This window comes from Streptomyces sp. LUP47B (assembly GCF_001746295.1).
Taxonomy (GTDB): Bacteria; Actinomycetota; Actinomycetes; order Streptomycetales; family Streptomycetaceae; genus Streptomyces.
In genome coordinates this window covers 172668-198172 of sequence record NZ_MJAH01000008.1, presented here as the reverse complement: position 1 = coordinate 198172, position 25505 = coordinate 172668, and the positions used below count along the sequence as shown (strand labels likewise).

21 protein-coding genes are annotated in these 25505 nt (G+C 70.6%); 11 read left to right on the top strand and 10 right to left on the bottom strand.

What is annotated here, in order from left to right; all coding sequences use genetic code 11:
• Both BFN33_RS50185 and xylA read right to left on the bottom strand, forming a co-directional pair.
• On the bottom strand, nucleotides 1–456 hold the full coding sequence (locus BFN33_RS50185) for a hypothetical protein (RefSeq protein WP_256122867.1): 456 nt from the start codon (nucleotides 454–456) through the stop codon (nucleotides 1–3).
• 180 nt (nucleotides 457–636) lie between these two features.
• Complete coding sequence (gene xylA, locus BFN33_RS25300) at nucleotides 637–1803, bottom strand: xylose isomerase (RefSeq protein ID WP_069762445.1); 1167 nt, start codon at nucleotides 1801–1803, stop codon at nucleotides 637–639.
• 162 nt (nucleotides 1804–1965) lie between these two features.
• On the opposite strand from xylA, the gene xylB reads away from it, so the two are divergent.
• The 6 genes from xylB (at nucleotide 1966) to BFN33_RS25270 (ending at nucleotide 9489) form a co-directional block, all read left to right on the top strand.
• Nucleotides 1966–3411 (top strand): xylulokinase, encoded by a 1446-nt coding sequence (gene xylB, locus BFN33_RS25295; RefSeq protein WP_069762444.1) that lies wholly within the window; start codon nucleotides 1966–1968, stop codon nucleotides 3409–3411.
• A gap of 7 nt (nucleotides 3412–3418) precedes the next feature.
• The gene (locus BFN33_RS25290; RefSeq protein WP_069762443.1) at nucleotides 3419–4627 is read left to right on the top strand and encodes an ROK family transcriptional regulator; all 1209 of its coding nucleotides are present in this window, start codon (nucleotides 3419–3421) and stop codon (nucleotides 4625–4627) included.
• A gap of 262 nt (nucleotides 4628–4889) precedes the next feature.
• Nucleotides 4890–5903 (top strand): acetamidase/formamidase family protein, encoded by a 1014-nt coding sequence (locus BFN33_RS25285; RefSeq protein ID WP_069762442.1) that lies wholly within the window; start codon nucleotides 4890–4892, stop codon nucleotides 5901–5903.
• Nucleotides 5904–5932: 29 nt separating this feature from the next.
• Nucleotides 5933–6532 carry an N-acetylmuramoyl-L-alanine amidase gene (locus tag BFN33_RS25280; protein ID WP_069762441.1) on the top strand — a complete coding sequence of 200 codons (600 nt, stop codon included), beginning with the start codon at nucleotides 5933–5935 and terminating at the stop codon, nucleotides 6530–6532.
• Nucleotides 6533–6629: 97 nt separating this feature from the next.
• The gene (locus BFN33_RS25275) at nucleotides 6630–7910 is read left to right on the top strand and encodes a GAF domain-containing protein (RefSeq protein ID WP_069762440.1); all 1281 of its coding nucleotides are present in this window, start codon (nucleotides 6630–6632) and stop codon (nucleotides 7908–7910) included.
• Nucleotides 7911–7965: 55 nt separating this feature from the next.
• Nucleotides 7966–9489: an aldehyde dehydrogenase family protein gene (locus BFN33_RS25270; protein ID WP_069762439.1), complete on the top strand. Its 1524-nt coding sequence runs from the start codon at nucleotides 7966–7968 to the stop codon at nucleotides 9487–9489.
• Nucleotides 9490–10833: 1344 nt separating this feature from the next.
• On the opposite strand, the gene BFN33_RS25265 is transcribed toward BFN33_RS25270, so the two are convergent.
• A complete protein-coding gene (locus BFN33_RS25265) occupies nucleotides 10834–12411 on the bottom strand; it encodes a glycoside hydrolase family 32 protein (protein WP_069762613.1) in 1578 nt (525 codons plus the stop codon).
• 207 nt (nucleotides 12412–12618) lie between these two features.
• Here BFN33_RS25265 and BFN33_RS25260 point away from each other — a divergent pair, with 207 nt between their 5' ends.
• From BFN33_RS25260 to BFN33_RS25245, 4 genes are read left to right on the top strand one after another with little or no spacing between them, the layout of a single operon-like run.
• Nucleotides 12619–14028, top strand: coding sequence for an ABC transporter substrate-binding protein (locus BFN33_RS25260; RefSeq protein ID WP_069762438.1), 1410 nt, complete (start codon nucleotides 12619–12621; stop codon nucleotides 14026–14028).
• Nucleotides 14025–15011, top strand: a complete 987-nt coding sequence (locus tag BFN33_RS25255; RefSeq protein WP_069762437.1) for a carbohydrate ABC transporter permease — start codon at nucleotides 14025–14027, stop codon at nucleotides 15009–15011. The genes BFN33_RS25260 and BFN33_RS25255 overlap by 4 nt, the downstream gene beginning before the upstream one ends.
• 53 nt (nucleotides 15012–15064) lie before the next feature.
• Nucleotides 15065–15925 (top strand): carbohydrate ABC transporter permease, encoded by an 861-nt coding sequence (locus tag BFN33_RS25250; RefSeq protein ID WP_069762436.1) that lies wholly within the window; start codon nucleotides 15065–15067, stop codon nucleotides 15923–15925.
• A 5-nt stretch (nucleotides 15926–15930) separates the two neighbouring features.
• On the top strand, nucleotides 15931–17331 hold the full coding sequence (locus BFN33_RS25245; protein ID WP_069762435.1) for a glycoside hydrolase family 32 protein: 1401 nt from the start codon (nucleotides 15931–15933) through the stop codon (nucleotides 17329–17331).
• Here BFN33_RS25245 and BFN33_RS25240 read toward each other — a convergent pair.
• Together BFN33_RS25240 and BFN33_RS25235 are read right to left on the bottom strand one after the other, a co-directional pair.
• The gene (locus BFN33_RS25240) at nucleotides 17294–18358 is read right to left on the bottom strand and encodes a LacI family DNA-binding transcriptional regulator (RefSeq protein WP_069762434.1); all 1065 of its coding nucleotides are present in this window, start codon (nucleotides 18356–18358) and stop codon (nucleotides 17294–17296) included. The two genes, BFN33_RS25245 and BFN33_RS25240, sit on opposite strands and share 38 nt — an antisense overlap.
• Nucleotides 18359–18627: 269 nt before the next feature.
• Nucleotides 18628–19152, bottom strand: a complete 525-nt coding sequence (locus tag BFN33_RS25235; protein ID WP_069762433.1) for an ATP-binding protein — start codon at nucleotides 19150–19152, stop codon at nucleotides 18628–18630.
• Nucleotides 19153–19349: 197 nt separating this feature from the next.
• Here BFN33_RS25235 and BFN33_RS25230 point away from each other — a divergent pair, with 197 nt between their 5' ends.
• Nucleotides 19350–19724 carry a hypothetical protein gene (locus BFN33_RS25230; protein WP_069762432.1) on the top strand — a complete coding sequence of 125 codons (375 nt, stop codon included), beginning with the start codon at nucleotides 19350–19352 and terminating at the stop codon, nucleotides 19722–19724.
• Between the two features lie 93 nt (nucleotides 19725–19817).
• Here BFN33_RS25230 and hypE read toward each other — a convergent pair whose 3' ends face one another.
• From hypE to hypB, 5 genes are read right to left on the bottom strand one after another with little or no spacing between them, the layout of a single operon-like run.
• Nucleotides 19818–20897, bottom strand: a complete 1080-nt coding sequence (gene hypE / locus BFN33_RS25225) for a hydrogenase expression/formation protein HypE (RefSeq protein ID WP_069762431.1) — start codon at nucleotides 20895–20897, stop codon at nucleotides 19818–19820.
• Nucleotides 20890–22017 carry a hydrogenase formation protein HypD gene (gene hypD, locus BFN33_RS25220; RefSeq protein ID WP_069762430.1) on the bottom strand — a complete coding sequence of 376 codons (1128 nt, stop codon included), beginning with the start codon at nucleotides 22015–22017 and terminating at the stop codon, nucleotides 20890–20892. The genes hypE and hypD overlap by 8 nt, the downstream gene beginning before the upstream one ends.
• A complete protein-coding gene (locus BFN33_RS25215; RefSeq protein WP_079141009.1) occupies nucleotides 22014–22322 on the bottom strand; it encodes a HypC/HybG/HupF family hydrogenase formation chaperone in 309 nt (102 codons plus the stop codon). The genes hypD and BFN33_RS25215 overlap by 4 nt, the downstream gene beginning before the upstream one ends.
• A 32-nt stretch (nucleotides 22323–22354) precedes the next feature.
• Entirely contained in the window at nucleotides 22355–24745 is a 2391-nt protein-coding gene (hypF, locus tag BFN33_RS25210; RefSeq protein WP_069762429.1) for a carbamoyltransferase HypF, read from the bottom strand.
• On the bottom strand, nucleotides 24742–25503 hold the full coding sequence (gene hypB, locus BFN33_RS25205) for a hydrogenase nickel incorporation protein HypB (RefSeq protein WP_069762428.1): 762 nt from the start codon (nucleotides 25501–25503) through the stop codon (nucleotides 24742–24744). Before hypB ends, hypF begins: the two co-directional genes overlap by 4 nt.
• Between the last annotated feature and the right edge of the window lie 2 nt (nucleotides 25504–25505).

Here is a 25505-nt window from a genome sequence, read left to right as displayed (position 1 = left end):
TCACCCGATCAGAGAAGGGAGCAACGACTCCAGGTCACTCGGGAACTCGCTGGGCAGGTCGGTAGGGAGCTGCGACGGCAGCTCGCTGGGCAACTCGCTGGGAAGTCGGGTGGGCAGGCTGAACGACGGCTTGGGAGATCCGCTCGTACTGGTCGCCGGGGCCGGGTTCTTGTCCGGCGAGTCGTCGTTCCCCGAGGCCATGAAGACCACCACGAGGGCGACGGCCACGGCCGCCGCGATGACGGCGAGCAGGGCGAACAGCGGGCTCCGGCGCCTTCTGGGTCCGCTCGGCCCGGGGTCGCCGACCGGACCCATCCGCTGGGTCGGCGGCAGACCCCCGTACGGGTCGGGGCCCTTGCGGCCGAAATCGTCAGGAGGTGGTCCGAAGCCACCGCCCGGAGGCGGTGTGTCACCCGGCGGTCCGGGCGGCTGGGGCGGTACCGGCGGCATGGCCATACCGTCCAGACTCGCCTCGAACCGGTCATGCGGCGACCCCCGCGCGGAAGTTGATACGCCCCCATGCCGTGGATCGCATGGTTCCGGCACATTCCACGCGGGGGTCGCCGCAAGTCCGCACGCGCGCGTGCCGTCGGCGGAGGTCACTCACGGCCGCCGGCACACGCGCGTGGAGCTCATTCAGCCGCGCGCACCCAGCAGGTGGTCCATGGCGAGCTGGTCGAGCTGCTCGAAGGCCATGCCGCGCGCGGCGGCCGCCTCGACATCGAAGTCCTCGAAGGCACTGCGGTCCGCGAGCAGCGACTTCAGGCCGTCCGCCGCCGTCTGCTGCGCCAGCTCGTCCAGACGCGAGGCACGCAGCGCCTCCTGGACCTGCGGGTCGGCACGGAAGGCGGCCGCACGCTCCTTGAGGATCAGGTAGTTGCGCATGCAGCCCGCGGCCGACGCCCACACACCGTCGAGGTCCTCGGTGCGCGGCGGCTTGAAGTCGAAGTGCTTGGGACCGGCGTAGCCGGCGCTCTCCAGGAGGTCGACGAGCCAGAAGGCGGCCCGCAGGTCGCCCGCGCCGAAGCGGAGGTCCTGGTCGTACTTGATGCCGGACTGGCCGTTGAGGTCGATGTGGAAGAGCTTGCCCGCCCACAGGGCCTGCGCGATGCCGTGCGGGAAGTTAAGCCCTGCCATCTGCTCGTGGCCGACCTCGGGGTTCACGCCGTACAGCTCGGGGCGCTCCAGGCGCTCGATGAACGCCAGGGCGTGGCCGACGGTGGGCAGCAGGATGTCGCCGCGCGGCTCGTTCGGCTTGGGCTCGATGGCGAACTTCAGGTCGTAGCCCTGCTCGGTGACGTACTCGCCCAGGAGGTCGAAGGCCTCCTTCATGCGGTCCAGCGCGACGCGCACGTCCTTGGCGCCACCGGACTCGGCGCCCTCGCGGCCGCCCCAGGCGACGTAGGTCTCGGCGCCGAGCTCGACCGCCAGGTCGATGTTGCGGATCGTCTTGCGCAGCGCGTAACGGCGCACGTCACGGTCGTTCGCGGTGAACGCGCCGTCCTTGAAGACGGGGTGCGTGAAGAGGTTGGTGGTCGCCATCGGCACCTTCATGCCGGTGGCGTCCAGGGCCTCGCGGAAGCGCTTGATGTGACCCTCGCGCGCGCTGTCGGACGATCCGAAGGGGATCAGGTCGTCGTCGTGGAAGGTCACGCCGTGGGCGCCGAGCTCGGCCAGGCGCTGCACCGTCTCGACCGGGTCGAGGGCACGGCGGGTGGCGTCGCCGAACGGGTCCCTTCCCTGCCAGCCGACGGTCCACAGGCCGAAGGTGAACCTGTCCTCGGGGGTGGGCTGGTAGTTCATGACGCGGCTCCTTGCTGCTGCGGACTATTTCGTCATGGCGGTTTACAAATTAGTATGCACACACGTCTCTGGGAAGAGACAAGGTGTCTCCGGGTGGAGACATGAACCGCATCAAGGTCATGAGCCGCATTACGGCCAAGAGCCGCAAAAAGGGAGAGCCCGATGTCAGCAGCCGAGGGTCCGCTCGTCGTCGGCGTGGACACGTCCACCCAGTCCACCAAGGCGCTGGTGGTCGACGCGGCCACCGGCCGGGTCGTCGCGCGCGGCCAGGCACCGCACACCGTGTCCTCCGGGGCCGGCCGGGAGAGCGACCCCCGTCAGTGGTGGGACGCGCTGTCCGAGGCGCTGCGCCAGTGCGGGGACGCGGCCCGCGAGGCCGCCGCGGTGTCGATCGGGGGTCAGCAGCACGGCCTCGTCACGCTCGACGCCCAGGGCGAGCCGGTGCGCCCGGCCCTCCTGTGGAACGACGTGCGCTCGGCGCCCCAGGCCCGGCGTCTGATCGAGGAACTGGGCGGCCCGAAGGCCTGGGCGGAGCGCACCGGCAGCGTGCCGGGCGCCTCCTTCACGGTCACGAAGTGGGCCTGGCTCGCCGAACACGAACCGGAGGCCCTGCGCGCCACGAAGGCCGTGCGTCTTCCCCACGACTACCTCACCGAGCGCCTCACCGGCGAGGGCACGACCGACCGGGGCGACGCCTCGGGCACCGGCTGGTGGGCGTCGGCGACGGAGTCGTACGACGACGAGATCCTCGCGCGCGTGGGACTCGACTCCGCTCTGCTCCCCCGCGTGGTCCGGCCCGGCGAGGTGGCCGGTACCGTGCGCGACGGGCATGACCTGCCATTCTCCAGGGGCACCCTGGTCGCCCCCGGCACCGGCGACAACGCCGCGGCCGCGCTCGGCCTCGGGCTGCGCCCCGGCACGCCGGTGCTGAGCCTGGGCACCTCGGGCACGGTGTACGCCGTCTCCAAGCACCGCCCCACCGACCCGACCGGCACCGTGGCGGGCTTCGCCGACGCCCACGGGGACTGGCTGCCGCTGGCCTGCACCCTGAACTGCACGCTCGCCGTGGACCGCATCGCGGCGCTGCTCGGCCTGGACCGCGAGGCCGTCGAGCCGGTCCCGGGGGTCACCCTGCTGCCCTACCTGGACGGCGAGCGGACCCCGAACCTGCCGAACGCCTCCGGCCTACTGCACGGCCTTCGCCACGACACCACCGGCGGCCAGCTCCTCCAGGCGGCCTACGACGGCGCCGTACAGGCACTGCTCGGAGCCCTGGACCTGGTGCTCGACCAGGACGCGGATCGTTCGACGCCCCTGCTGCTCATCGGCGGCGGCGCGCAGGGCACCGCCTGGCAGCAGACCGTACGGCGGCTCTCGGGGCGTCCCGTCCAGGTGCCCGAGGCCAAGGAGCTGGTCGCGCTCGGCGCCGCGGCGCAGGCCGCCGGACTGCTCACCGGCGAGGACCCGGGCGCGGTCGCCCGGCGCTGGAACACCGCCGCCGGACCGGTACTGGAGGCCGTGGAGCGGGACGACGAGACGCTGGCCAGGATCGCCGGGGTACTCTCCGACGCGGCGCCGCTGCTGGAGCGGGGGACCTCTGAGGGGTGAGGGAGGCATGACGGCACCGCTGCACGACGCCCACCCGGCGGGTCCGGGGCGTCGCCTGCCCGACACCCAGCAGGGCATGCGCCGCCGCAACCTGGCCAGAGTCATGCACACCGTGAGCGCCGAGGGACCGCTGTCGCGTGCCGCGGTGTCCTCGCGCATCGGGCTGACCCGGGCCGCGGTGTCGACCCTCGTCGACGAGCTCATACGCTCGGGGCTGCTCGAGGAGCTGGGCCCCGAGCGTCCCGGCCGGGTCGGCAGGCCGGGCTCCGCGCTCGCCGTCAGCGGACGGGGGCCGGCCGGGATAGGCGCCGAGATCGGCGTGGACCACCTCGCGGTCTGCGCGGTCGATCTGCGCGGGCAGGTGCGCTCGAGGGTGGTGCGGTACGCCGCGAACCGGGGCCGCTCCCCCGAGCCGGTGATCGCGGAACTCACCTCCCTGGTACACCAGGTGGTGGCCGAGGCGGACGCCGAGGGCCTGTGGCCCGCGGGCCTCGCGGTGGCGGTGCCCGGTCTGGTGGCGCGTGACGCCCGGACCGTCGTCCGAGCCCCGAACCTCGACTGGCACGACACGGACCTGGGCGCCCTGCTGCCCGAGGACTTCCCGCTGACCGTGGGCAACGAGGCCAATTTCGGCGCGCTGGCAGAACTCTGGCTCGGCGACGGCACCCCCCGCGACTTCCTGCACGTCTCGGCGGAGATCGGCATCGGCGCGGCACTCGTCGTGGACGGGCAACTCCTGCGCGGCACCCGCGGTTTCGCGGGCGAGCTCGGCCATGTGCCGGTCCGTCCCGACGGACCCCCATGCGCGTGCGGCGGGCGCGGCTGCCTGGAGCAGTACGCCGGTGAGGAGGCGGTGTTGCGGGCGGCCGGTCTGGAGCCGGGCGAGGACCGGGTCGGACTGCTCGCCCAGCGCGCGGCGGACGGCGACGAGGACGTACGTGACGCCCTGCGCGAGGCCGGGGAAGCGCTCGGCATAGCGCTGACCGGGGCGGTCAATCTGCTGGACCCCGAAGCCGTGGTGCTCGGCGGCGCGCTGGCGGGGCTCGCACCCTGGCTGCTGCCCTCGCTGCGGGACGAGCTGGCCCGGCGCACGGCGGGTCCGGCCTGTCCGGTGTCCGTGTCCCGCCTGGGTTCGCAGGGTCCGCTGCTGGGGGCCGCGCACTCGGTGGTGCGGGCCGTGCTGGACGACCCGGCGGTTGTGGGCGAACGGGTCTGAGCCGCGGCGGCCTCACCCCATCGGGTGAGGGAGTTGTCCACAACCCCAAGGTTGTCCACCGAAACACCAAGCGCTCTACTGCCCAACCGGCAGGCACCGTACCGTGATTCACGCGAGGCCCTCAGCGGCCTCGAACGGCGGGAATCGGGGGGTGACGTGGGAATCGTGGTGCTGATCGCGCTGATACGGCGGCCTCCGGAACACATGGCCGACACCGCCCGTGGCCACCTCGCCGAACCCGCACAGAACGGAGTGCACAGCGATGAACGACCCCCGGATCCTGACCGTACGGCCCGAACCCGGCGAGTACGCCTGGACGTTCGGCGGCGCACCGCCCGTGGCCCGCATCGCGCCCGGCACGGTCCTCGACCTGTACACGGAGGACTGCTTCGCGGGACGGGTGCGGTCCGAGAAGGACCTGGTGTCCGAGGTGTGCGAGTTCCCCTTCCTGAATCCGCAGACCGGCCCTTTCCACATCGAGGGCGCGGAGCCGGGTGACACGGTCGCCGTGCATTTCGTGTCGATCGAACCGGCCCGGGACTGGGCCGCATCGACCACGGTCCCCCTGTTCGGCGCGCTCACCTCGACGCACACCACCGCCACGCTGCAGCCTCCGCTGCCGGAAACCGTGTGGATCTGGCAGTTGGACCGGACCCGGCGCACGGCGCTGTTCCGGGCACGCGACAGTGACATCGAGATCGAACTGCCCATGGACCCGATGCACGGCACCGTGGGAGTGGCCCCCGCCAATCTGGAAGTGCGGTCGGCACTGGTGCCCGACGCGCACGGCGGGAACATGGACACACCCGAGATGCGGGCGGGTGTCACCTGTTACCTCGGGGTCAATGTGGAGGGCGCCCTGCTCAGCCTCGGCGACGGGCACGCCCGCCAGGGCGAGGGAGAGACCTGCGGGGTCGCCGTCGAGTGCGCGATGAACACCGTGGTGATCGTCGAGCTGCTCAAGGGACTCGCCACACCCTGGCCGCGCATCGAGTCGGACACCCACATCATCTCGACCGGTTCGGCCCGCCCACTGGAGGACGCGTTCCGGATATCCCAGCTCGACCTCGTGCAGTGGCTGGTGCGCGACTACGGGTTCAGCGAACTGGACGCGTACCAGTTCGCGACCCAGGCGGTGGAGTCGCCGTTGGCCAACGTGTGCGACACCAACTACACCTGCGTGGCGAAGATCCGCAAGGAATGGCTGCCGGCGCGCGAGACTCACCGCGGAGTACATGACCGGCTCCGCCAGACCGCGGTGGCCCTGCTTGGCTGAACACCGCTGAGACGAAAGGGACTTGATTCATGGAACGCGCCAGACCGCTGCTCGGCAGACGGCGGTTGCTGAAGGGGGCCGTCCTGGCCGCCACACCGTACGCGCTGCTTCCCGAAGCCCAGGCCGGGGCGGCCCCGCAACCCGTCGACCACCCGCTCGCCGAGTGGCAGCCGGCCACCCCCTCCAACTTCACAGCGGCGGACCGCCCCTGGTCCCACCCCGTGGACAAGGTGATCGTCCACGTCACGCAGACGGCCTACACCGGCACCCTGGCCATCTTCCAGAACCCGGCGAAGAAGGTGTCCGCGCACTATGTCGTGCGATCGGCCGACGGGCACATCGCGCAGTGCGTGCGGGAGGCCGACATCGCCTGGCATGCCGGGAACTGGGACTACAACACCAGCAGCATCGGCATCGAGCACGAGGGATGGGTGGACAAGCCCGCCTACTTCACCGAGGCCCTGTACCAGGAGTCCGCGAAGCTCACGGCGGGGATCTGCGGGAGATACGGCATCCCCAGGGACCGCGCGCACATCATCGGGCACTACGAGGTGCCGGGCACCGACCACAGCGACCCGGGGGTGTACTGGGACTGGCAGCGCTACTTGCGCATGGTCGAAGCCGTGTGAGCCGCGCATCGTTCGGGTGAGGCCGGTCGAGGAGGTTGTTTGCGCGCGCACCCGGAGTGACGATGGTCGCAGCCGCATCGCGCTCCGGGAGGCCGAGTTGACCGATCCATGGGTGGCCCTGGAACCGGGGGCCGACGCTGCCGAGCATGTCCGGCTGCTGCGCCGCGCGTACGAGACGTTCACCGAGGCGGGCACGGTGCAGCGGCCGGTACGCCCGGTGGTGGCCGACTCGTGGCGGCGTTCCGCGCGGGCCGGTGTCGGGCCTGACGGGACCGCGAGCGTCGAACTGAGCGACGGGGACCTCGGCTCGTATCGGGCCGAGCACCCGCTGGCGCGGGTCATGCCGCTGTTCCGTGAGCTGATGGGCACCTTCGCCTCCGACGGGGAGCATCTGCTCGCGGTGTGCGACGAGCACGGAAGGCTGCTCTGGGTCGAGGGCCATGCGAGGACCCGGCGGCAGGCGGAGTGGATGAACTTCGTGCCGGGCGCGCGGTGGGCGGAGACCGCTGTCGGGACGAACGCGCCGGGTACCGCGGTCGCGGTGGACCGGCCGGTGCAGGTGTTCGCGGCGGAGCACTTCATCCGCCGGGTCCAGCCGTGGACCTGCGCGGCGGCGCCGGTGCACGATCCGCGGACGGGGCGGGTACTGGGGGCCGTGGACATCACCGGCGGGAACGGCCTCGCGCATCCGCACAGCCTGGGCTTCGTCCAGGCGGTCGCGCGGGCCGCCGAGTCGCAGCTGGCGCTGCTCCTCCCGCAGCAGCCCGCCACCGACACGTCTGAGCTGAGCGCACTGGGCCGTGACGAGGCGCTGCTGGTCGGTGCCGGCCGCAGGGTCAGGCTCAGCCGCCGGCACAGCGAGATCCTGGTGCTGCTGTCCCGGCACCCGGAGGGTCTGACCGGGGACGAGCTGCTGTGCGCGCTGTACGAGGACGAGTCGGTGACGCCGGTGACGCTGCGGGCCGAACTGGCGCGGCTGCGCAGGGTGCTGGGTCCGGGCCTGCTGTCGTCGCGGCCGTACCGCCTGACCGCGCGGGTCGAGTCGGACGTGGCCGTCGTGGAGCGGCGCCTGGAGAGCGGGGCGGTCACCGCGGCGGCGCGGGGATACACCGGTCCGCTGCTGCCGGCCTCGCAGGCACCGGCGGTGGTCAGGCTCAGGCGCCGGATCGCCGACGGGCTGCGGACGGCGCTGGTCGCCGCCCGCGACCCGGACCTGCTGGCGGACTGGGCACACACACCATGGGGCGAGGACGACATCGACGTGTGGCGAGCTCTCGCCGCCGTGCGGCCCACGGCGAGCGTCCGGGCCCGGCTGACCGCGCTGGAGTCCGAACTGGCCGCGCCGACGGCAACGTGGTTGCAACGTCCGCGCTCCTAGCCTCACGCCAGAGCTGCCCAATGGCGGGCAGCGCTGCTGAAGGAGGCTGGCCAGCATGACCCGTTACGCGGCACCCGGCACCGAGGGCGCGATCGTCTCCTACCAGGCGCGCTACGACCACTTCATCGGTGGCGAGTACGTGCCGCCGGCGCGCGGGCAGTACTTCGAGAACCCGTCCCCGGTGAACGGGCAGCCGTTCACCGAGGTCGCGCGGGGCACCGCGGAGGACGTGGAGCGGGCGCTGGACGCCGCGCACGCCGCCGCCCCGGGCTGGGGCCGGACCTCGGTGACCGAGCGGTCCGACATCCTGCTGAAGATCGCCGACCGCATGGAGGCCAACCTCGAGAAGCTGGCGGTCGCCGAGAGCTGGGAGAACGGCAAGCCGGTGCGGGAGACGCTGGCGGCCGACATCCCCCTCTCCATCGACCACTTCCGGTACTTCGCGGGGGCGATCCGCGCGCAGGAGGGTTCGCTCGGCGAGCTCGACGACGACACCGTGGCGTACCACTTCCATGAGCCGCTCGGTGTCGTCGCGCAGATCATCCCGTGGAACTTCCCGATCCTGATGGCGGTGTGGAAGCTGGCCCCGGCCCTCGCGGCGGGCAATGCGGTCGTCATCAAGCCCGCCGAGCAGACCCCGGCTTCCCTCCACTACTGGATGAGCCTGATCGCGGACCTGCTGCCGCCGGGCGTGGTGAACATCGTCAACGGCTTCGGTGTCGAGGCGGGCAAGCCGCTCGCGTCCAGCCCACGGGTGGCCAAGGTGGCGTTCACCGGCGAGACCACCACGGGGCGGCTGATCATGCAGTACGCCTCGGAGAACATCAAGCCGGTGACCCTCGAACTCGGTGGCAAGTCACCGAACATCTTCTTCGACGACGTCTGGGCGCGGGACGACGACTTCCGGGACAAGGCGCTCGAAGGGTTCACGATGTTCGCCCTCAACCAGGGCGAGGTCTGCACCTGCCCCTCCCGGGCACTGATCCAGCGCGGCAACTACGCCGAGTTCCTCGAGGCCGCCGTCGCCCGCACCGAGCTCATCAAGCCGGGCCATCCCCTCGACACCGACACGATGATCGGCGCCCAGGCCTCCAACGACCAGCTGGAGAAGATCCTCTCCTACCTGGACGTCGGCCGGCAGGAGGGCGCGAAAGTCCTCACCGGCGGCGAACGCATCGAGTACGACGGTGAGTTGAAGGGCGGCTACTACGTCCAGCCGACGATCTTCGAGGGGGACAACCGTATGCGGATCTTCCAGGAGGAGATCTTCGGCCCTGTCGTCTCGGTGACCTCGTTCGACGACTTCGACGACGCGCTGAAGATCGCCAACGACACGCTGTACGGACTAGGGGCGGGCGTGTGGACCCGGGACATGAACACGGCGTACCGGGCAGGACGGGCGATCCAGGCGGGCCGCGTCTGGACCAACTGCTACCACGCGTACCCGGCGCATGCCGCCTTCGGCGGGTACAAGCAGTCGGGGATCGGACGGGAGACGCACAAGATGATGCTGGAGCACTACCAGCAGACGAAGAACCTTCTTGTTTCATACAGCCCGAAGAAGCTTGGGTTCTTCTAGAGCCTGAAGTCGATTGCCTGGAGGGAGCCTTCGCCCTCCAGGCACCCGGGAACCGCAGACTCGAAGGAGTCGACTCAGCGGAGCGCCGAGGTGAAGGTGCGCGGCGATGAACAGTTCAGACGCACAGCCCTCCACCAAACTGTCGGCGAGTTCGCCGGCACCTCCTCGGTCTTCGCGCCGTCACCCGTCGGAGCCTTCCCATGCCTCGCCGAGCACTGCTTTGTACATCGCCGGGGAAACACGGGCCCTCGCGCTACGTGCCGTGGCGGACATGGACAGTGCTGGGTTGAGACAGCCGCGTGGATCAACCGACGGTCGTCACAGTCATGTGCACGGCCTGCACGAAGCCCAACGCGCCGCATCCTGGCATCACACCAAGCGGGAAGGCGAAGACGAGCAAGGCGCGAGACCGACCCCGCGGCAGCGGGGAATTCGGCTCCGCACCGGCCTGTGGCCGGCCCCGCGTCAGCACGTCTGAGCACGGGTCACCGACGCCTGCGAGAAGACACCCCGAGCAGTAGTTCGGTCATGGCGCGGGCATCCCGCCGCCGATCTGGCTTCGCAGACCAGACGCCGGGGACAACGACGCAGGCCAGTATGGCCAGCGCACTGAAGAGGGGGATGAGAGCAACCCACGGGTAGGCCACTGCGACGGGTATCAGAGCGCTCCCTGAAACCAGGCCGAGCAGCGGCCGCGCCCTCACGGGTCGATAGTGCTCGCCATGCGCACAAGGTCCTCTCGGTCCAGGGAGCTTCGGGCTCCGACCGCCTTCCACAACGCGTTACGCCGGCACATCTCCGACGTCGTTCATGGAAGCGCCTCGCATCCGACTCTCTCGGCTGGCGAACCCGAGTTCGTGCGGGAAGGTGCGTCCAAATCCCCCGAGCGGAATTGAAGTCATTGTGGCGTACGAAGCTCACCAGGTGAAGACCTGTCAGTGGCACGGAAGTAGCCCCGACAGGCGACAGGTTGGGGAACATACGGTGGTCGTTTCGCTGCTCGGGGCCATGCCGACAAGCGGCGGCCACACCCTCGCCCACCTCAACGGGTACCAGGAGGGCCGCGTTCGGCTTTCGGCTTGCGTCCATCACGCCGACTCGGAGGGAGATCCCGAACCTGCCCGCAGCGGTCTCCCCTCCAGCACACAAAGGCTCCGCCCTGGTGATCGGGGCGGAGCCTCCACGGCTGTTGTCGCGGGTGTCGGTTCGTTCCTGCCTTTGATGTGCGGGCCGGAATCCCGGGCCGCCCCCGCGGTACCGCTGTCCGGCCGGCCCGGTACAGAGAGCCCCGGCGTACCGGTCGTCGCCGGCCTCTCGGCCCGTCCCGGGCACCTCCCCGTCGGGTCAGACCGTGAACTCCCGGATCACCACGTTCCGGAACACCGCCTGCCCGTCGATCGTGAACAGCGCCAGTGCGGTGTCGGACGGGTCGGGGAAGGCCTCGGTCGAGTGCACGTACCGGCCGTCGCCGACGAACATCTCGACGGACGTGCGGTCGACGAGGATCCGCAGGCGGACCGTGCCGGCGGACAGGTCGAACGGCGTGCGGCTCTCCTGCCAGCGGCCAGAGGTGTCGGGGCTCACGGTGTAAGCACGGTTGACGAAGGCGTAGTCGCCGTAGACCCCCGCGTCGATGTGCCGCCCACCGTCGGACGACCGCCGCAGCTGGAGGCCGGCGCCGGTCAGTTGGTCCCAGGTGATCTCACAGGCCAGCTCGTACGCGGTACCCGTGTAGTCGAGCGGCCGGGTGCCGTCGACCGCGATGTCGCCGAGGTTCACCGTGCGCGACACATGGTCGTCCAGGGCCGCCACCGGCTGGGACGCCAGGTAGTACGTTCCCGACGCGTGCTTCAGTCGTACCTCGCGGACGATCGAGTCGGTGCCGTTGAAGCCGTCGCACTCGGTGGTGGGCGTGGTGTTCGCGTAGTCCCAGTGGTTCATCCAACCGATCGCGTACCGCGCGTCAGAATCCAGGACCCCGTTCGCGTCACGTTTGTCGAAGGTGACCGCCGCGTACCAGTCCCAGCCGTGGTCCAGCCACTGGGGATCGGACGCGTCGGCGGTGAAGCTCGTACCGTCGAAGGAACCCGTCCAGTACGCAAACGTGCTCGGCAGCCCTGAGCCCTTGCCGTTGGCGCTGGCGCCCAGCACCCACTTCCAGGTCCCGTCGTCCGCTCTGATCCGGAACAGGTCGGGGCACTCCAGGACGCCGATGCCGCCCTTGACGAAGCCGCCGACGTACGTCCACGCCTTGAGGTCGGCGGAATGGTAGAAGCCGACTTTGTCGTTCTCGGCGAGCAGCATCACCCACCGCCCGCGCTCCTCGTCGCGGATCACCTTGGGGTCGCGGAAGTCCCGTACGCCGGGGTTGGGGAGGACCGGGGCGGTGCCGTGGTTCGTGAAGGTGCGGCCGCCGTCCGTCGAGTAGTACAGGTACTGGGCCTGGGTGACCTCGTCGGGCGCCATGGTGGCGATGACGATCACCGCGCCCGCGCCGAAGCCCGCCGTGTCGTCCGTGTCGACCACCGCCGAGCCGGACCAGACATCGCCGTTCGCAGTCATGTCCTTCGGCACGGCGATGCCCCGGTCGGTGAAGGAGACGAGGTCGGTGCTGGTGGCAAGGCGCCAGGCGGTACCGGCCGTCGTGCCGCCCGTCGAGTAGTCGGGGTTGTAGAGGTAGTAGTAGTGGTACTCGCCATCGATCCAGACCGGGCGTTGCGGGTCGTTCATCCACTGGTCGGGGACCGTGAAGTGGTACTCGGCGCGGTAGCTGCCCGTGCACGCGGCCGTCGGCTCGCGGGGCACCGCCACCGCCGGTCTCACGAGGTCCGGCAGCAGGACACCGGCGGCGCCGACCGCCGAGGCCGTCAGCAGCGACCGCCTGGACACGGTCTCCTCCGGTCGGAGCGAACTCCTCTTCATGCCACGCATCGTGCGGCTCCCTTCCCCGACATCGTCGTCGGGACGCGGCTCATGTGGTCCGGAACCGTATACCTAACTCGTTAAAGGTCAAGCCCTCGCGGACCGGCCGTCCGCAACTTCCCATCCCCGCAGATCCCTTGACAGGCCCGCAGCGGGGTTCTCATCATCAGGGAATCCAACTTCGGCTAACACGAGTTAGGCTCGCCGATGACCGACTCGCTCCTCCCCCGACGGGCCCTGATGCGCTACGGCGCGTACGGCGCCGGAGCCGCCGCTCTCGCCGGTGTCGCGGCCGGCTGGGACCGCCTCACCGGCGCCGACATACCCGGCCGCGACGACGGCTCGCTCGTCATCGCCACCCTGGGCTCCGCCTTCAACCCCGAGGCGCAGCGTGCCCTGCGCGACGGATTCCGCGAGGCCCACCCCGACATCAGGATCCGCATCAACCCCGTACAGGCCTACGACTGGTCGGACTTCTTCTCCAAGATCCTCACCCAGATCGCCGCGGGCACCGCACCCGACCTCGTGTACGTCGCCACCGAGGGCGTGCAGCTCTTCGCGCAACGGCTCGGCGTACCGCTGGACAGGTGGGCGAGGCGCGACGCGGCCGAGCTGCGCACGTACTTCGCCGACGTCCATCCCTCGCTGGTCGAGTCGATGATGTACGAGGGGAGCCTCTACCAGCTGCCGGTCGAGTTCAACGCGGCCGACATGTACCTCAACACCCGGGTCCTCGCACGCACGGGTGCCGACCTCCCCGACGACGACTGGACCCACGACGACTTCACCACGCTGCTGCGAGCGATGAAACGCAGCAACGGCGACCGGTTCACCCCGTACTTCTGGACCAACCGGCTGTGGGGCGGAGTGGTCCCCTGGCTCTTCGCCAACGGCACCAACCTCCTCACCGAGTCCAAGGCCCCCGGCGGCGACTGGCTCTGGAACGCCTTCTATCCCGAGGCACAGCGGCGCGGCCGGGGCGGCGGCTACCGGTGGACGACACCCCTGGCCGACTCCGACCGCGTCGCGGAGGTCTACGACTACCTCTCCTCCCTCGTCCAGGAGGACCTGTGCACCCGGCCGGAGGGCGGCGACGGCCGCAACCTCGTCGGCGTCTTCTCCACCGGCCGCGTCGGTGTCACGCCCGCGGGCGGCTTCTGGGCGGGCGGCCTGCATCAGGCGGGCATGAAACCGGCGGACTACGACGTGCGGTACTTCCCGCGCCGCCGTACCCGGCGTCACCAGTTCGGCGCCGCCGGGTACGCGATGCTGCGCACGTCGAAGCTGCGGGACGAGGCCTGGGAGTTCATCAAGTACACCGCCCGCAAGGACGTGATGACCCAGCTCTTCGCGGCAAACCAGACCACTCCGGCCCGCCGCTCGATGGTCGACGAGGCCCGCTATCGGGAGACCGGCCCGGCCCACTGGCAGGTCTTCTACGACACCCTCGACAAGATCCCCACCACCGGTCCGATCCCGGCCCCGCCGCAGGTCAACGAGGTCGAGCAGCTGCTGATCAAGCACACCGGAACCGCCCTTTCGAGCCCCGGCGCGGTGCGTCCCGCGCTGCGCCGACTGCAGGGGGACCTGGAGCAGGCCATGGAGCGTGAAGTGTGACGAACACCGAGATCAGGCCTGTAGGACCGGAGCCCGCCCGCACCCGCAAGAGCCGCAGGACCGGTCAGATCGGTAAGTCATCCGGGTCCACGGCCGCCACCACCATCCGCACCCGGGGCACCCGCCTCCTCGCCGTACTGTTCCTCGCGCCGACCGTCGTCGGCATCGTCGTCTTCACGGTCGCACCGATCGTCGGCTCGGTCGTCCTCAGCTTCTTCCAGTGGGACGTGATCGACGACCCGCGGTGGGCCGGGGCGGCCAACTACCGAAAGATCCTGACCGATTCGACGGTCCTCATCTCCTTCCGCAACACGCTCGTCTTCATGGTGCTCGCGGTCGCACTCCAGTTGCTCGTCGCGCTCGTGCTGGCGATCGCGGTGAACGGCCGGATGCCCAAGTGGCTGCGGTCCGTGTTCCGTTCGGCGTTCTTCTTCCCGCTGGTGCTGTCCGCCGCGTCCATCTCGGTGGTGATGAAGTACCTGTTCAACCAGGACTTCGGCCCCGTCAACTGGCTCCTCGGCACGGTCGGTGTCCCCTCGGTCCCCTGGCTGACCTCGGAGAACGGGGCGATGGCGGCCGTGGTCCTTGCGTACGTCTGGCAGCAGTTCGGCTTCTCGTTCCTGCTGTTCGTCGGCGGCCTGAACAACATCCCGAAGGAGGTGCACGAGGCGGCTTCGCTGGACGGCGCGAGCGGGGTGCGCAAACACCTCGCCATCACCCTGCCGCTGCTGTCGCCCACGCTGCTGGTGGCGTCCGTGGTCGGCATCATCAACGCCCTCCAGGTCTTCGAGCAGCCGTACGTCCTCACGGCGGGCGGTCCCGGCGACTCGACGCGCACGGTCGTGATGGTCATCTACGAGACGGCCTTCGAACAGCTCCGCTTCGGCGAGGCGTCCGCCGTGGGCGTCCTGCTCTTCGCCCTGATCATGGCGGTCACCGCACTCCAGTTCCGGCTCAGCCGGCGTTACGTCCACTACCAGTGAGCCGGGTGAGTCAGATGAGTACGAGTTCCCTCTCGGGTTCGGCATCGGCTTCGATGCCGGGTCCCCGCACAAGCCCCACCGCGTCACGCGTACGGCACGGCCTGGCGCCCTGGGGCCGGATCGCGGGCCTGGCGCTGTGCGCCCTGTTGACGCTCGGCCCGGTCATCTGGACGGTGTCGACGTCACTGCGCAAGCCGGCGGAGTCCTTCGACCTGCCGCCGAAGATCATCCCCACGGACCCCACCGTCGACGCCTACCGCGGGGTCTTCGAACAGATCGACGTCTGGCTGTACGCACTGAACTCCACCCTGGTGACCGCGCTGATCGCGACCGGCCAGATGATCACCGCGGGCCTGGCGGGCTATGCCTTCGCCCGCCTCGAATTCCGCTTCAAGAAGCCGCTGTTCGCGCTGGTCCTGGCCACGATGATGGTGCCGTTGCAGGTCACGATGGTCCCGGTCTTCCTGGAACTGAAGACGATGGGTCTGACCGACACCCTGCTCGGCCTCATCGTCCCGGCTTTCCCGACGGCCTTCGGCACCTTCCTGATGCGCCAGTACTTCCTGGGCATGCCGAAGGACCTGGGCGAGGCGGCGATGATCGACGGCGCGGGTCCGTGGCGCGTCTTCCGGTCGGTGTACGCCCCATTGGCGGCCCCGGGTCTCGCCATCGTCGGCGTGCTGGCCTTCAACTACCACTGGAACGAGTTCTTCCGGCCGCTGATCCTCGAAACCTCCACCGAGAACCTCACGCTGCCCCTCGGCCTGGTCTCCCTCCAGGGCAATCTCGGCACCGGCTCGATCTCCGTCGTCCTCGCCGGAGTCGTCCTCTCCATGATCCCCGCCGTCGTCGTGTTCTTCGTCGGCCAGCGCCCTCTGCGCGAGGGCATCACATCCGCAGGAGTCAATCGTTGAGTTCCGTGAGCCGGTCGACCGACGCCAACAGCCCGCGCTTCAGGGTCCGCCCGCCGGCCAACTGGATGAACGACCCGAACGGCCCGTTCCGCTGGGGCGATCGGTACCACCTCTTCTACCAGCACAACCCGGATGCCCCCGTGCACATGAACGTTCACTGGGGCCATGCCTCCAGCCCCGACCTCGCCCACTGGGACGACCACGGGATCGCCCTGCGCCCCACCCCCGACGGCCCGGACGAGGCGGGCTGCTGGTCCGGCTGCGTGGTGGACGACGGTGGTGTACCGACAGCGGTGTACTCCGGCATCGACCACGACCACCGGGGTCTGAGCGCGATCTGTCTCGCCGTGACCGAGGACGACGGCCTCCAGAGGTGGAAGCAACTGCCGGTGCCGGTGGTAGCCGGCCCACCGCCCGGCCTGGACGTGACGATGTTCCGGGACCCTTTCGTCTTCCACTTCGCCGGACGCCGCTGGGCGCTGATGGGCGCCGGCCACGCCGACGGCACCCCGTCCGTCCTGGTGTACGACTGTGAGAACCTGTACGACTGGCGGTTCGCCGGGGTCCTGCTGGACGGCCGGGACCCGGCAGCGGTCCGCGCCTTCGGCGAGCGGGCGACCGGCTGGGAGTGCCCGCAGTTGTGGGTGACCCCCGGGGGCGACTGGGCCCTGGCGGTGGCCCTGTGGGACGGCGACCCGCTGAGCACCGCGTACGTCACGGGCCGTCTGGTGGAGCAGGCGGACGGTGGACCGAGGTTCGCGGCCGTGACGAGCGGCGGCCCGCTGGACCTCGGCCGTGACTTCTACGCCCCCTCCGTCCTCCAGGACACGCAGTCGGGCCGCGCCCTGCTCTGGGGCTGGTCCTGGGAGTCACGGCCGCCCGAGGAGGTCAACCGCGCGGGCTGGTCCGGCGTCCTCACGGCACCCCGGGTGATGGACACCCACGAGGACGGCACGCTACGGGTCGTACCGGCTCCGGAGCTCGAACTCCTGCGAGCGGACGTCCCGTTCACGGTCGCACCAGGAGCGCACCGGCCACTCCCTCTCGCGTACGACCTGCTGGTGACTGCACGTTCGGCGGCGACCGTGAGTCTGCTGCGGGCCACGTCCGGGGCCGCACTGACCGTGCGCCTCGACCCGGCGTCCGGCACGGTGACCCTGGACCGCACGGCCTGGCCACGCTCCCGCCCGGACGGCACGGCCCCCCTGGTCCTGCCGACCCCGCCGGGCGAGACCCTCACGGTACGGATCCTCGTGGACGGCTCGCTGGTGGAACTGTTCGCGGGTGACCGGGCGACGGCCACGGAACGGGTGTACCGACGGGACGACGACATCGCGGAGCTGACCGTGCAGGGGACGAACGTCCAGGTCACGGGCTGGGAGCTGGTCCCACCGAACCCCGCGTGACGACGGGGCACTCCAGCCGCCGAGTGGTGACCGGCGGCGCGGTCCCGCTGTCGATGGCGTCCAGGAGCAGGCGGACGGCCGTCTCTCCCATCGCACGATGGGGCAGCGCGACCGTGGTGAGGGGCGGGCTGAGGAAAGCCGCCATGTGTTCCTGGTCGTCATAGCCGACGACGGACAGGTCCGCGGGCACGTCGAGGCCCAGGCGCGCGGCGGCGTGAAGGACCCCAGCGGCGACCCGGTCGTTGTAACAGACGATCCCCGTGGGCCGCCGGTGGGCGGGAACACCGTCCAGCAGCCGCAGCGCGCCCTGGTACCCGGCGGAGATCTCCCCTCCCGTCCGCACGATCCAGTCCTTCTCGGCGGTCAGGCCCACCGTCCGCAGCGCGTCCCGGAAGCCGCGCAGCCGTTCCGCGGTCGCGATGTCGTCCAGTCCGCCCACCAGGGCGACACGGCGGTGGCCCGCGTCGAGAAGGACACGCGCGGCGCTGCGGCCGCCGGCCCGCTCGGCGGGGATGACGGCCGGGAGGGAGCCGTCCTCGGGGAGACAGTTGGCGAGCACGGCGAACGTGCGGTGCAGCCCTTTCGGGACTCGGGCGCGGCGCAGCGACAGCGCGGCGTAGATGATCCCGTCGACCCTCCGGTCGAGCAGTTCGGCGACAGCCGCGTCCTCGGCGACCGGGTCCTGCCCGGAGTCGACGGTGAGCACCAGGTGCTCACTGCTCCACGCCATGTCCATGGCCCCGCGCAGCAGCCGCCCGGCGAACGGCGAGGTGGCGATCTCGTCCGTTACCAGACCGATCACGGCGGTACGACGCCGGCGCAGACCACGGGCGACCGCGTTCGGCCGGTAGCCGAGCTGTTCGGCCGCCTTGCGGATCTTCTCCTGCGTCTCGGCGGAGAGGTTGCCTTGGGCACGCCCGTTGAAGACGAAGGACACGGCCGTGTGCGACACCCCGGCAAGCCGGGCGACATCGCGCGAGGTCGCCCGCTCGGCCCCGCCGCCCCGCGTCTTCTCGACCCCGCCCATGCCTCGTCCCCGCCGACTTTGCCTGATCAGCCGAAGCCTACCTGCGGGAGAAGTCGGGGAGCCCGACGCAGACCGAATGGGGACACCGCGGTGGAACAGCCGCTGTCCTCGGCACGCCGTCAGCAGTACGGATCCACGCCGGAACACCGGAACGGTCGCAGACGCCCGCGTTCCACAAAGTCGCGCGCAACTGCCAACGTGGGCGACCACTGCACACGGCGGTGCTTGGTCCAGGCGATCTCGCTCATCACCACCAGTTGTCGGGACAGTCACGCGAGTGATGGCCACCGGTCGGCGGCCCACTCCAGCCATCCTGGCCACCCAGGAGGCGGAGCTCCCACCTCGTGTCCATCGAGTTCCGTGGCGTCGGGCTCCTCGAACAGCGTTCTCCAGTGCGCGAGGTCCGTCTCGCTCATCGCGAAGGTCTGCTCAGGGGTGGTCGACTGGCGATGGGCGATGCGAGCGCGTTGGGTCTCATGGTCCACCGGCACGTACACAAGGCGACAGGACGCGCCCACAGACATCGCCAACCAGCGGATCGCGGACCTCTCGTCACGAGACCAGCATCCGAAATCCAGGACCACGTTCGTCCCCAGCTTCAGCGCCTCCAGACCGAGCCGGAGCAGCCGTCCTTCCAGCACATCGCGCTTCCCTTCCGGCTGCGGATCACCGAACAGCGGGATCATCCACTCATCCGGGGTCAGCCGCAGGGCACTGTGCTCCTCAGCCAGCTGCCGCGCTCTGGTGGTCTTTCCGGCCCCTGGCAGGCCGACCGTCAGGAACAACGCCGTCACGCCCAGATCTTGTCACGCAGGCCAAGTGATCACGGAGTGCTTCGGCGCGTCGACCGTTCGCTCGACTTGGCCTCTCCAGGAGGCCCCCACCCAAGGACACGTATGAAGTGACCAAAATTACGCAAGATGGGATAATTCACGTAACTCGGGACGCGTTGCCAGCGCCCCCCACCAACCGTGAAAAGGCGGATCCGACCATGTCGAAGAAACCACGTTCGTCCGAGCCACCACACGGAAAGGGCCCCAGCCGACACGAGGGCACCGGACAGCACGGCTGGTCGCCCGATGTGGACGAGACGCGTCAGCAGGACAATCCGAGCGCCGAACGCTCCTTCCGTGCCGAGCATGCAGGCAAGCCCGGTCCGGGTCGGACGAAGTCCGCCGAGGAGACGAAGTCCGTCCCCGGTGACACGGTCAAGAGCCCGAACACGAGCGGCGAGGAGTACGGCGACGCGGACGAGAAGGGCAGGCGCGACACCGGACGCAAGGGCCGCTCCCAGCGCCCCAGCGGTACCAAGGACGCCGCCGCCAAGACCGGCGTGGACCCACAGGATCCGCCGCCCGGACGCTGACCGGATCAGCGCTCCGATCCCGCTTCGATCCGATCCGCAGCGATCCGCTCCGATCGGCCCCGGACGGCAGCTCCTCCGCGAACGACGCCCCTGTCAGCAGATCCTCGGCAGTTGCTCCCCGATCGGCAGATCGACCACCCGCGTCCCTCCCAGGCCGGTCCGTGCCACGACCATGCCGGGATGCGCCTCCACCGCCTCACCGATGATCACGGAGTCCGCGCCCAGAGGGTGGGCGCGCATCGCCGCGAGGACGGCGTCGGCGTGCTCGCGCGGGACGAAGGCCACCAGCTTGCCCTCGTTGGCGATGTACATGGGGTCCAGTCCGAGAATGGCGCAGGCGTTGGCCACGGCCGGCGGGACAGGCACGTCGCGTTCCTGGATGACCACTCCGGTGCCGGAGGCCTGCGCGATCTCGTTGAGCGAGGCGGCCAGGCCGCCTCGGGTGGGGTCGCGCAGGACGTGCAGATCCGGCGTGACGGCGAGCATGGCGTCGACCAGGCCGCCGAGCGCCGCGCAGTCGCTCTTGATCTCCACCCCGAATTCCAGTCCCTCGCGAACGCTCATGACCGCCACCCCGTGGACGCCGATGGCGCCGCTGACGATCACGACGTCGCCGGGGACGACCCGCTCAGGGCGCAGATCCACGCCGGCCGGGACCAGACCGATGCCCGCGGTGTTGATGTAGATCCCGTCGCCGTGGCCGGCCTCCACCACCTTGGTGTCACCGGTGGCCACCTCCACGCAGGCCGTGCGCGCGGCCGCGCCCAGCGCCTCGGACACGCGCGTGACCACGTCCAGCTCGACACCCTCCTCCAGAATGAATCCGCAGGAGAGGTAGGCGGCACGGGCGCCGCTCATGGCGAGGTCGTTGACGGTGCCGTTGACCGCCAGGTCGCCGATGCTGCCGCCGGGGAAGAACAGCGGCCGCACCACGTAGGAGTCGGTCGAGAACGCCAGCCGGGCACCGCCCAGGGAGAGGACGGCGGCGTCACCCATCTGGGCGAGCACCTCGCCTCCGAAAGCGGGCGCGAAGATCTGCTGGACCAGTTCGGCGGAGAGCACTCCGCCGCCGCCGTGGCCCATGACGACACGCGGCCGGTCCCGCAGCGGCGCCGGACACGTCCACGCCTCGACGTCCAGGGCGGGGACGGGGAGATCGGTGGTGTCAGACAACGGGGGTCGCCTCCTGGGCCTTGGTGGCGGGCATGTCCAGCCGCCGGTAGAGGTAGTACGCGGCGCAGGCTCCCTCGCTGGAGACCATGGTGGCCCCCAGCGGTGTACGAGGCGTGCACAGAGTGCCGAAGGCCTCGCACTCGTGCGGCTTGAGCAGCCCCTGCAGGACCTCACCGCTGCGGCACTCGGCCGGCTCCTGCGTGCGGATGCCCTCGACGGAGAACCGGTGCTCGGCGTCGTAGGCGCGGTACTTCGGCGCCAGCCGCCAGCCGCTCTGCGGGATCACTCCGATGCCGCGCCAGGCGCGGTCGGTGACCTCGAAGACGTCCTCCAGCATGGCCCGGGCGGCCGGGTTGCCCTCCGCGCGAACGGCACGGGCGTAGGCGTTGTCGACGGTGTGCTCACCGCGTTCCAGCTGCCGCACGGTACGGCGCACGCCTTCAAGGATGTCCAGTGGCTCGAAGCCCGTCACCACGATCGGCACCCGGAAGCGCATCGCCAGTTCCGGGTACTCCCCCATGCCCATCACGCTGCAGACATGGCCGGCCGCGAGGAAGCCCTGCACCCGGCAGCTCGGCGACGACATGATGGCCTCGATGGCGGGAGGCACCCGGACGTGGGACACCAGCATGCTGAAGTTCGGGATGCCCAGCTTCCGGGCCTGATGGACCGTCATGGCGTTGGGGGGTGCGGTCGTCTCGAAGCCGATGCCGAAGAACACCACCTCGCGGTCCGGGTTCTGCTGGGCGATCCCGAGCGCGTCGAGCGGTGAGTAGACGACGCGCACGTCACCGCCCTCTCCGCGGACCTGGAACAGGTCCCGTCCGGTGCCCGGCACCCGCAGCATGTCACCGAAGGAGCAGAAGATCACCTCCGGTCGGGAGGCGATCTCCAGTGCCTTGTCGATGACCTCCAGCGGAGTCACGCACACCGGACAGCCAGGTCCGTGGATCAACTCGACCTTGTCCGGCAGGAGTTGGTCGATGCCGTGCCGGATGATGCTGTGCGTCTGCCCTCCGCACACCTCCATCAGGGCCCACGGCCTGGTCACGGTGGCGTGGATGTCGTCGAGGAGCCGGCGTGCCAGCTCCGGGTCCTGGAACTCGTCGATGTACTTCACTGGTTGTGCACCTCTTCCACCGGTTCCGAGCCGGCGGCGTCCGCCGCCGCCGCTTCCCAGGGATCGCCGAACTCCTCCTGCAACAGGCCGAGTTCGGCGAAGAGTTCGAGCGTCTGGCGCGCCGACTCCTCGTCCAGCCGCTGCAGGGCGAACCCGACGTGGACGATGGCGTACTCGCCGACCTGGAGGTCGGGCAGGTACTCCAGGCACACCTCCTTGACCACGCCGCCGAAGTCGACGGTGGCCATCCGGGTGCCGTCCCGTTCCTCGATGTCCAGCACTCTGCCGGGTACCGCCAGGCACATGAGCCTCTCCTCGCTGTGGGTCGCGCGTTTGCTCAGTCGGTGGGAAGGGGGGTGGCGCGGGCGGCCACCATCAGTTGGCCCAGCGCCAGGCCACCGTCGTTGGGCGGCACCAGGTGGTGTCGCAGGACCGTGAAGCCGTCCTCGCGCAGGGTGGCGGCACAGGCCGAGGAGAGCAGCGTGTTGGCGAACACGCCTCCCGTCAGGGCCACCGTGTCCAGCCCGTGCCGCTCTCGGGCCCGCGCGCACATCCGGTGCACCAGGCCGGTCACGCAGCGGTGGAAGCGCGCGGCGACCAGGGCCGGCTCGACGCCCGCGCGCAGGTCGCGGACGATCGCCGCGAGTACGGGTGCCGGATCGGCCCGTACGGCGCCGTCCCGCGTCTCCTGCGACGCGTGCAGGGCGAAGTCGTACGCGGTGGTGTCGTCGGCCGGTGCGTGCAGAGCCGCCCCCTCGAGTTCGACGGCGGCCTGTGCCTCGTATCCGGCTCGGTGGCACACCCCGGCGAGAGAGGACACGGCGTCGAAGAGCCGGCCCATGCTGGACGTGGGGACACAGTTCAGGCCCCGCTCCAACTGCCGTTCCAGGACGTGGAGTTCGTCGGGCGGGCAGGCGGTCGTACAGGCGAGGTCGCCGGCCCAGTCGATCCCGGCCGCCCTCAGATGGGCCAGCGCCATGCGGTACGGCCGGCGCACCGCGGCGTCACCACCGGGCAGTGGAACGTACGCGAGATGTCCGAACCGGGTGAAGCGGTCGTAGTCCGCGAGCAGGAACTCCCCGCCCCATACGGCACCGTCGTCGCCGTGCCCCGTGCCGTCGAAGGCGACGCCGATCACCTGCCGGGTGCCGTCCAGTCCGTGCTCGGCCATGGCGGCGGCGATGTGCGCGTGATGGTGCTGGACGCGTACGACGGGCCGGTGCGCCGCGTTCCGGTCGGCCCATCCGACGGAGCCGTAGCCGGGATGCCGGTCGGAGACCAGGGACTCGGGGCGCACCCCAGTAATGGACTCCAACTGCTCGACCGCGCGCTCGAAGACCCGCTGTGTGCCGACGTCGTCCATGTCGCCGATGTGCGCCGACAGCCAGGCCTGCCGGCCCGCCCCGAGACAGAAGGCGTTCTTCAGGTCTCCGCCGACGGCGAGGGCCGGCCGCACGGGCAGCGGGAGGGAGACCGGCAACGGGGCGTAGCCACGCGAGCGGCGGAGCACCAGTGGCTCCCCGTCGCAGACGCGGACCACGGAGTCGTCGCACGGGACGTGGATCGGCCGGTCGTGCGTGAGCCAGGCGTCGGCCAGGTGAGCGAGTCGCTCCAGCGCCTCGTCGTCGTCGGTGACGATCGGCTCGCCGGACAGGTTGCCGCTGGTCATGACGAGCAGACCGGGGCCGTCCGGGTCGCCTGGCAGACCGAGCAGCAGATGGTGCACGGGCGTGTAAGGCAGCATCACGCCGAGGTCGGGGCTGCCGGGTGCCACGGCCTCGGCGGGCCGGAGGTCCCCTGGGGCGTACGACGGGTGCGGACGCCGCCTCATCAGTACGACCGGCCTGGCACGGCCTTCGAGCAGGGTCCGCTCCGCCGGGCTCAGCCGGACGAGGTGACGGACGTCGTCCGCTGTCCTGGCCATGACGGCGAACGGCTTGTCCCCGCGCGCCTTCCGCCGGCGCAGGAGGGCGACCGCCTCCTGGTTCGAGGCATCGCAGGCCAGGTGGTAGCCGCCCAGGCCCTTCACCGCGAGGATCGCGCCCTGCTCCAGCAGCGCGCGGGACTCGGTGACCGGGTCCGCCCGCTCGACATCGCCGAGCCGTGCCTCCTGGGCGAGGACCAGCCGCAGCCGGGGCCCGCAGGCCGGGCAGGCGACCGGCTGCGCGTGGAACCGGCGGTCGGCCGGATCCGCGTACTCCCGGGCGCAGTCGGGACACATCGCGAAGCCGGCCATGGTCGTGTTCGCCCGGTCGTAGGGCACGCCGGTGACGATCGTGAAGCGCGGGCCGCAGTGGGTGCAGTTGACGAACGGGTGCCGGTGGCGCCGGTCCGCCGGGGCGGTCAGCTCGGCGAGGCAGTCGGCGCAGGTGGCGGAGTCGGGGGAGACCAGGGTGCGGGCCGGTCCGCCGGTGCGCGAGGTGCGGATGGTGAACGCGGTGCCGCCGACGGCAGGCATCTCCCGGTGGTGGACGGACTCCACACGGGCCAGCGGCGGTGCCTGGGCGGCGATCAGGTCGCAGAACCGGGCCACGGCCGAGGCGCTGCCCTCGACCTCGGCGACGACACCCTCCGGGGTGTTGGTCACGTGTCCGGCCAGGGCGAGTTCGGTGGCGAGGCCGTAGAGGTAGGGCCTGAATCCCACGCCCTGCACCACTCCCCGGACGGTGACCCGGCGGCGTCGTGGGGTGTTCTCGGCGACGGCGGTCGGAGCCTGGGGACCGCTCACGAGTGGATGTGGGCCGTGGTGCCGGTGGCCTCCGGGTGCGCGTGCGTATGACCGTGACCGTGGTGATGAGGCTCCCGGGCCATGACCGGTGCGTGGACGGGCGTGCCGTCCAGGGCACCCAGCGCCCGGTCGAGCAGCGCGCCGACTCCCTGCCCCCGACGTGCCGACGTCAGGACGACCTCGACTCCGGGATTGACCTGCTCCACGTTCGCGCGGAACGCCGTCTCGTCGAAGTCGACGGCCTCCGCGATGTCGGTCTTGGTGACCACCACGAGGTGGGCGAGGCCGAAGGCGGTGGGGTACTTGAGCGGCTTGTCCTCGCCCTCCGTCACGGAGGCGAGGGTGACCCTCAGAGTCTCCCCCAGGTCGTAGGAGGCCGGGCAGACCAGGTTGCCGACGTTCTCCACGAACAGCAGCCGGGTGTCGTCGGGCAGCCACCCGTCCAGGTGCCCGGCGAGCATCCCCGCCTCCAGATGGCACAGTCCGTCGGTGAGCACCTGCTTGACGGGGACTCCCGAACGCGCCAGCCGGACCGCGTCGTTCTCGGTGGCCAGATCGGCGCTCAGCGCCGCGACGGGGACGGCCCGCTCCCGTGCCCGCAGCAGCTCGCGCTCCAGCAGCGCGGTCTTGCCGCTGCCCGGGCTGGACAGCAGGTTGACGACCGCAATGCCGCGAGCCGCGAGGTGCGCGCGCAGTTCGTGGGCGCTCGCGTCGTTCTTCGCGAGAACGGCTTGCCGCAGGTCGACGACACGACACATGT

Excerpts from the sequence above, each read along its gene's own strand:
- BFN33_RS50185 (WP_256122867.1), bottom strand. The coding sequence starts at position 456 with ATGGCCATGCCGCCGGTACCGCCCCAGCCGCCCGGACCGCCGGGTGAC.
- xylA (WP_069762445.1), bottom strand. The coding sequence starts at position 1,803 with ATGAACTACCAGCCCACCCCCGAGGACAGGTTCACCTTCGGCCTGTGG.
- xylB (WP_069762444.1), top strand. The coding sequence starts at position 1,966 with ATGTCAGCAGCCGAGGGTCCGCTCGTCGTCGGCGTGGACACGTCCACC.
- BFN33_RS25290 (WP_069762443.1), top strand. The coding sequence starts at position 3,419 with ATGACGGCACCGCTGCACGACGCCCACCCGGCGGGTCCGGGGCGTCGC.
- BFN33_RS25285 (WP_069762442.1), top strand. The coding sequence starts at position 4,890 with ATGAACGACCCCCGGATCCTGACCGTACGGCCCGAACCCGGCGAGTAC.
- BFN33_RS25280 (WP_069762441.1), top strand. The coding sequence starts at position 5,933 with ATGGAACGCGCCAGACCGCTGCTCGGCAGACGGCGGTTGCTGAAGGGG.
- BFN33_RS25270 (WP_069762439.1), top strand. The coding sequence starts at position 7,966 with ATGACCCGTTACGCGGCACCCGGCACCGAGGGCGCGATCGTCTCCTAC.
- BFN33_RS25265 (WP_069762613.1), bottom strand. The coding sequence starts at position 12,411 with ATGAAGAGGAGTTCGCTCCGACCGGAGGAGACCGTGTCCAGGCGGTCG.
- BFN33_RS25260 (WP_069762438.1), top strand. The coding sequence starts at position 12,619 with ATGACCGACTCGCTCCTCCCCCGACGGGCCCTGATGCGCTACGGCGCG.
- BFN33_RS25250 (WP_069762436.1), top strand. The coding sequence starts at position 15,065 with ATGCCGGGTCCCCGCACAAGCCCCACCGCGTCACGCGTACGGCACGGC.
- BFN33_RS25240 (WP_069762434.1), bottom strand. The coding sequence starts at position 18,358 with ATGGGCGGGGTCGAGAAGACGCGGGGCGGCGGGGCCGAGCGGGCGACC.
- BFN33_RS25230 (WP_069762432.1), top strand. The coding sequence starts at position 19,350 with ATGTCGAAGAAACCACGTTCGTCCGAGCCACCACACGGAAAGGGCCCC.
- BFN33_RS25215 (WP_079141009.1), bottom strand. The coding sequence starts at position 22,322 with ATGTGCCTGGCGGTACCCGGCAGAGTGCTGGACATCGAGGAACGGGAC.
- hypB (WP_069762428.1), bottom strand. The coding sequence starts at position 25,503 with ATGTGTCGTGTCGTCGACCTGCGGCAAGCCGTTCTCGCGAAGAACGAC.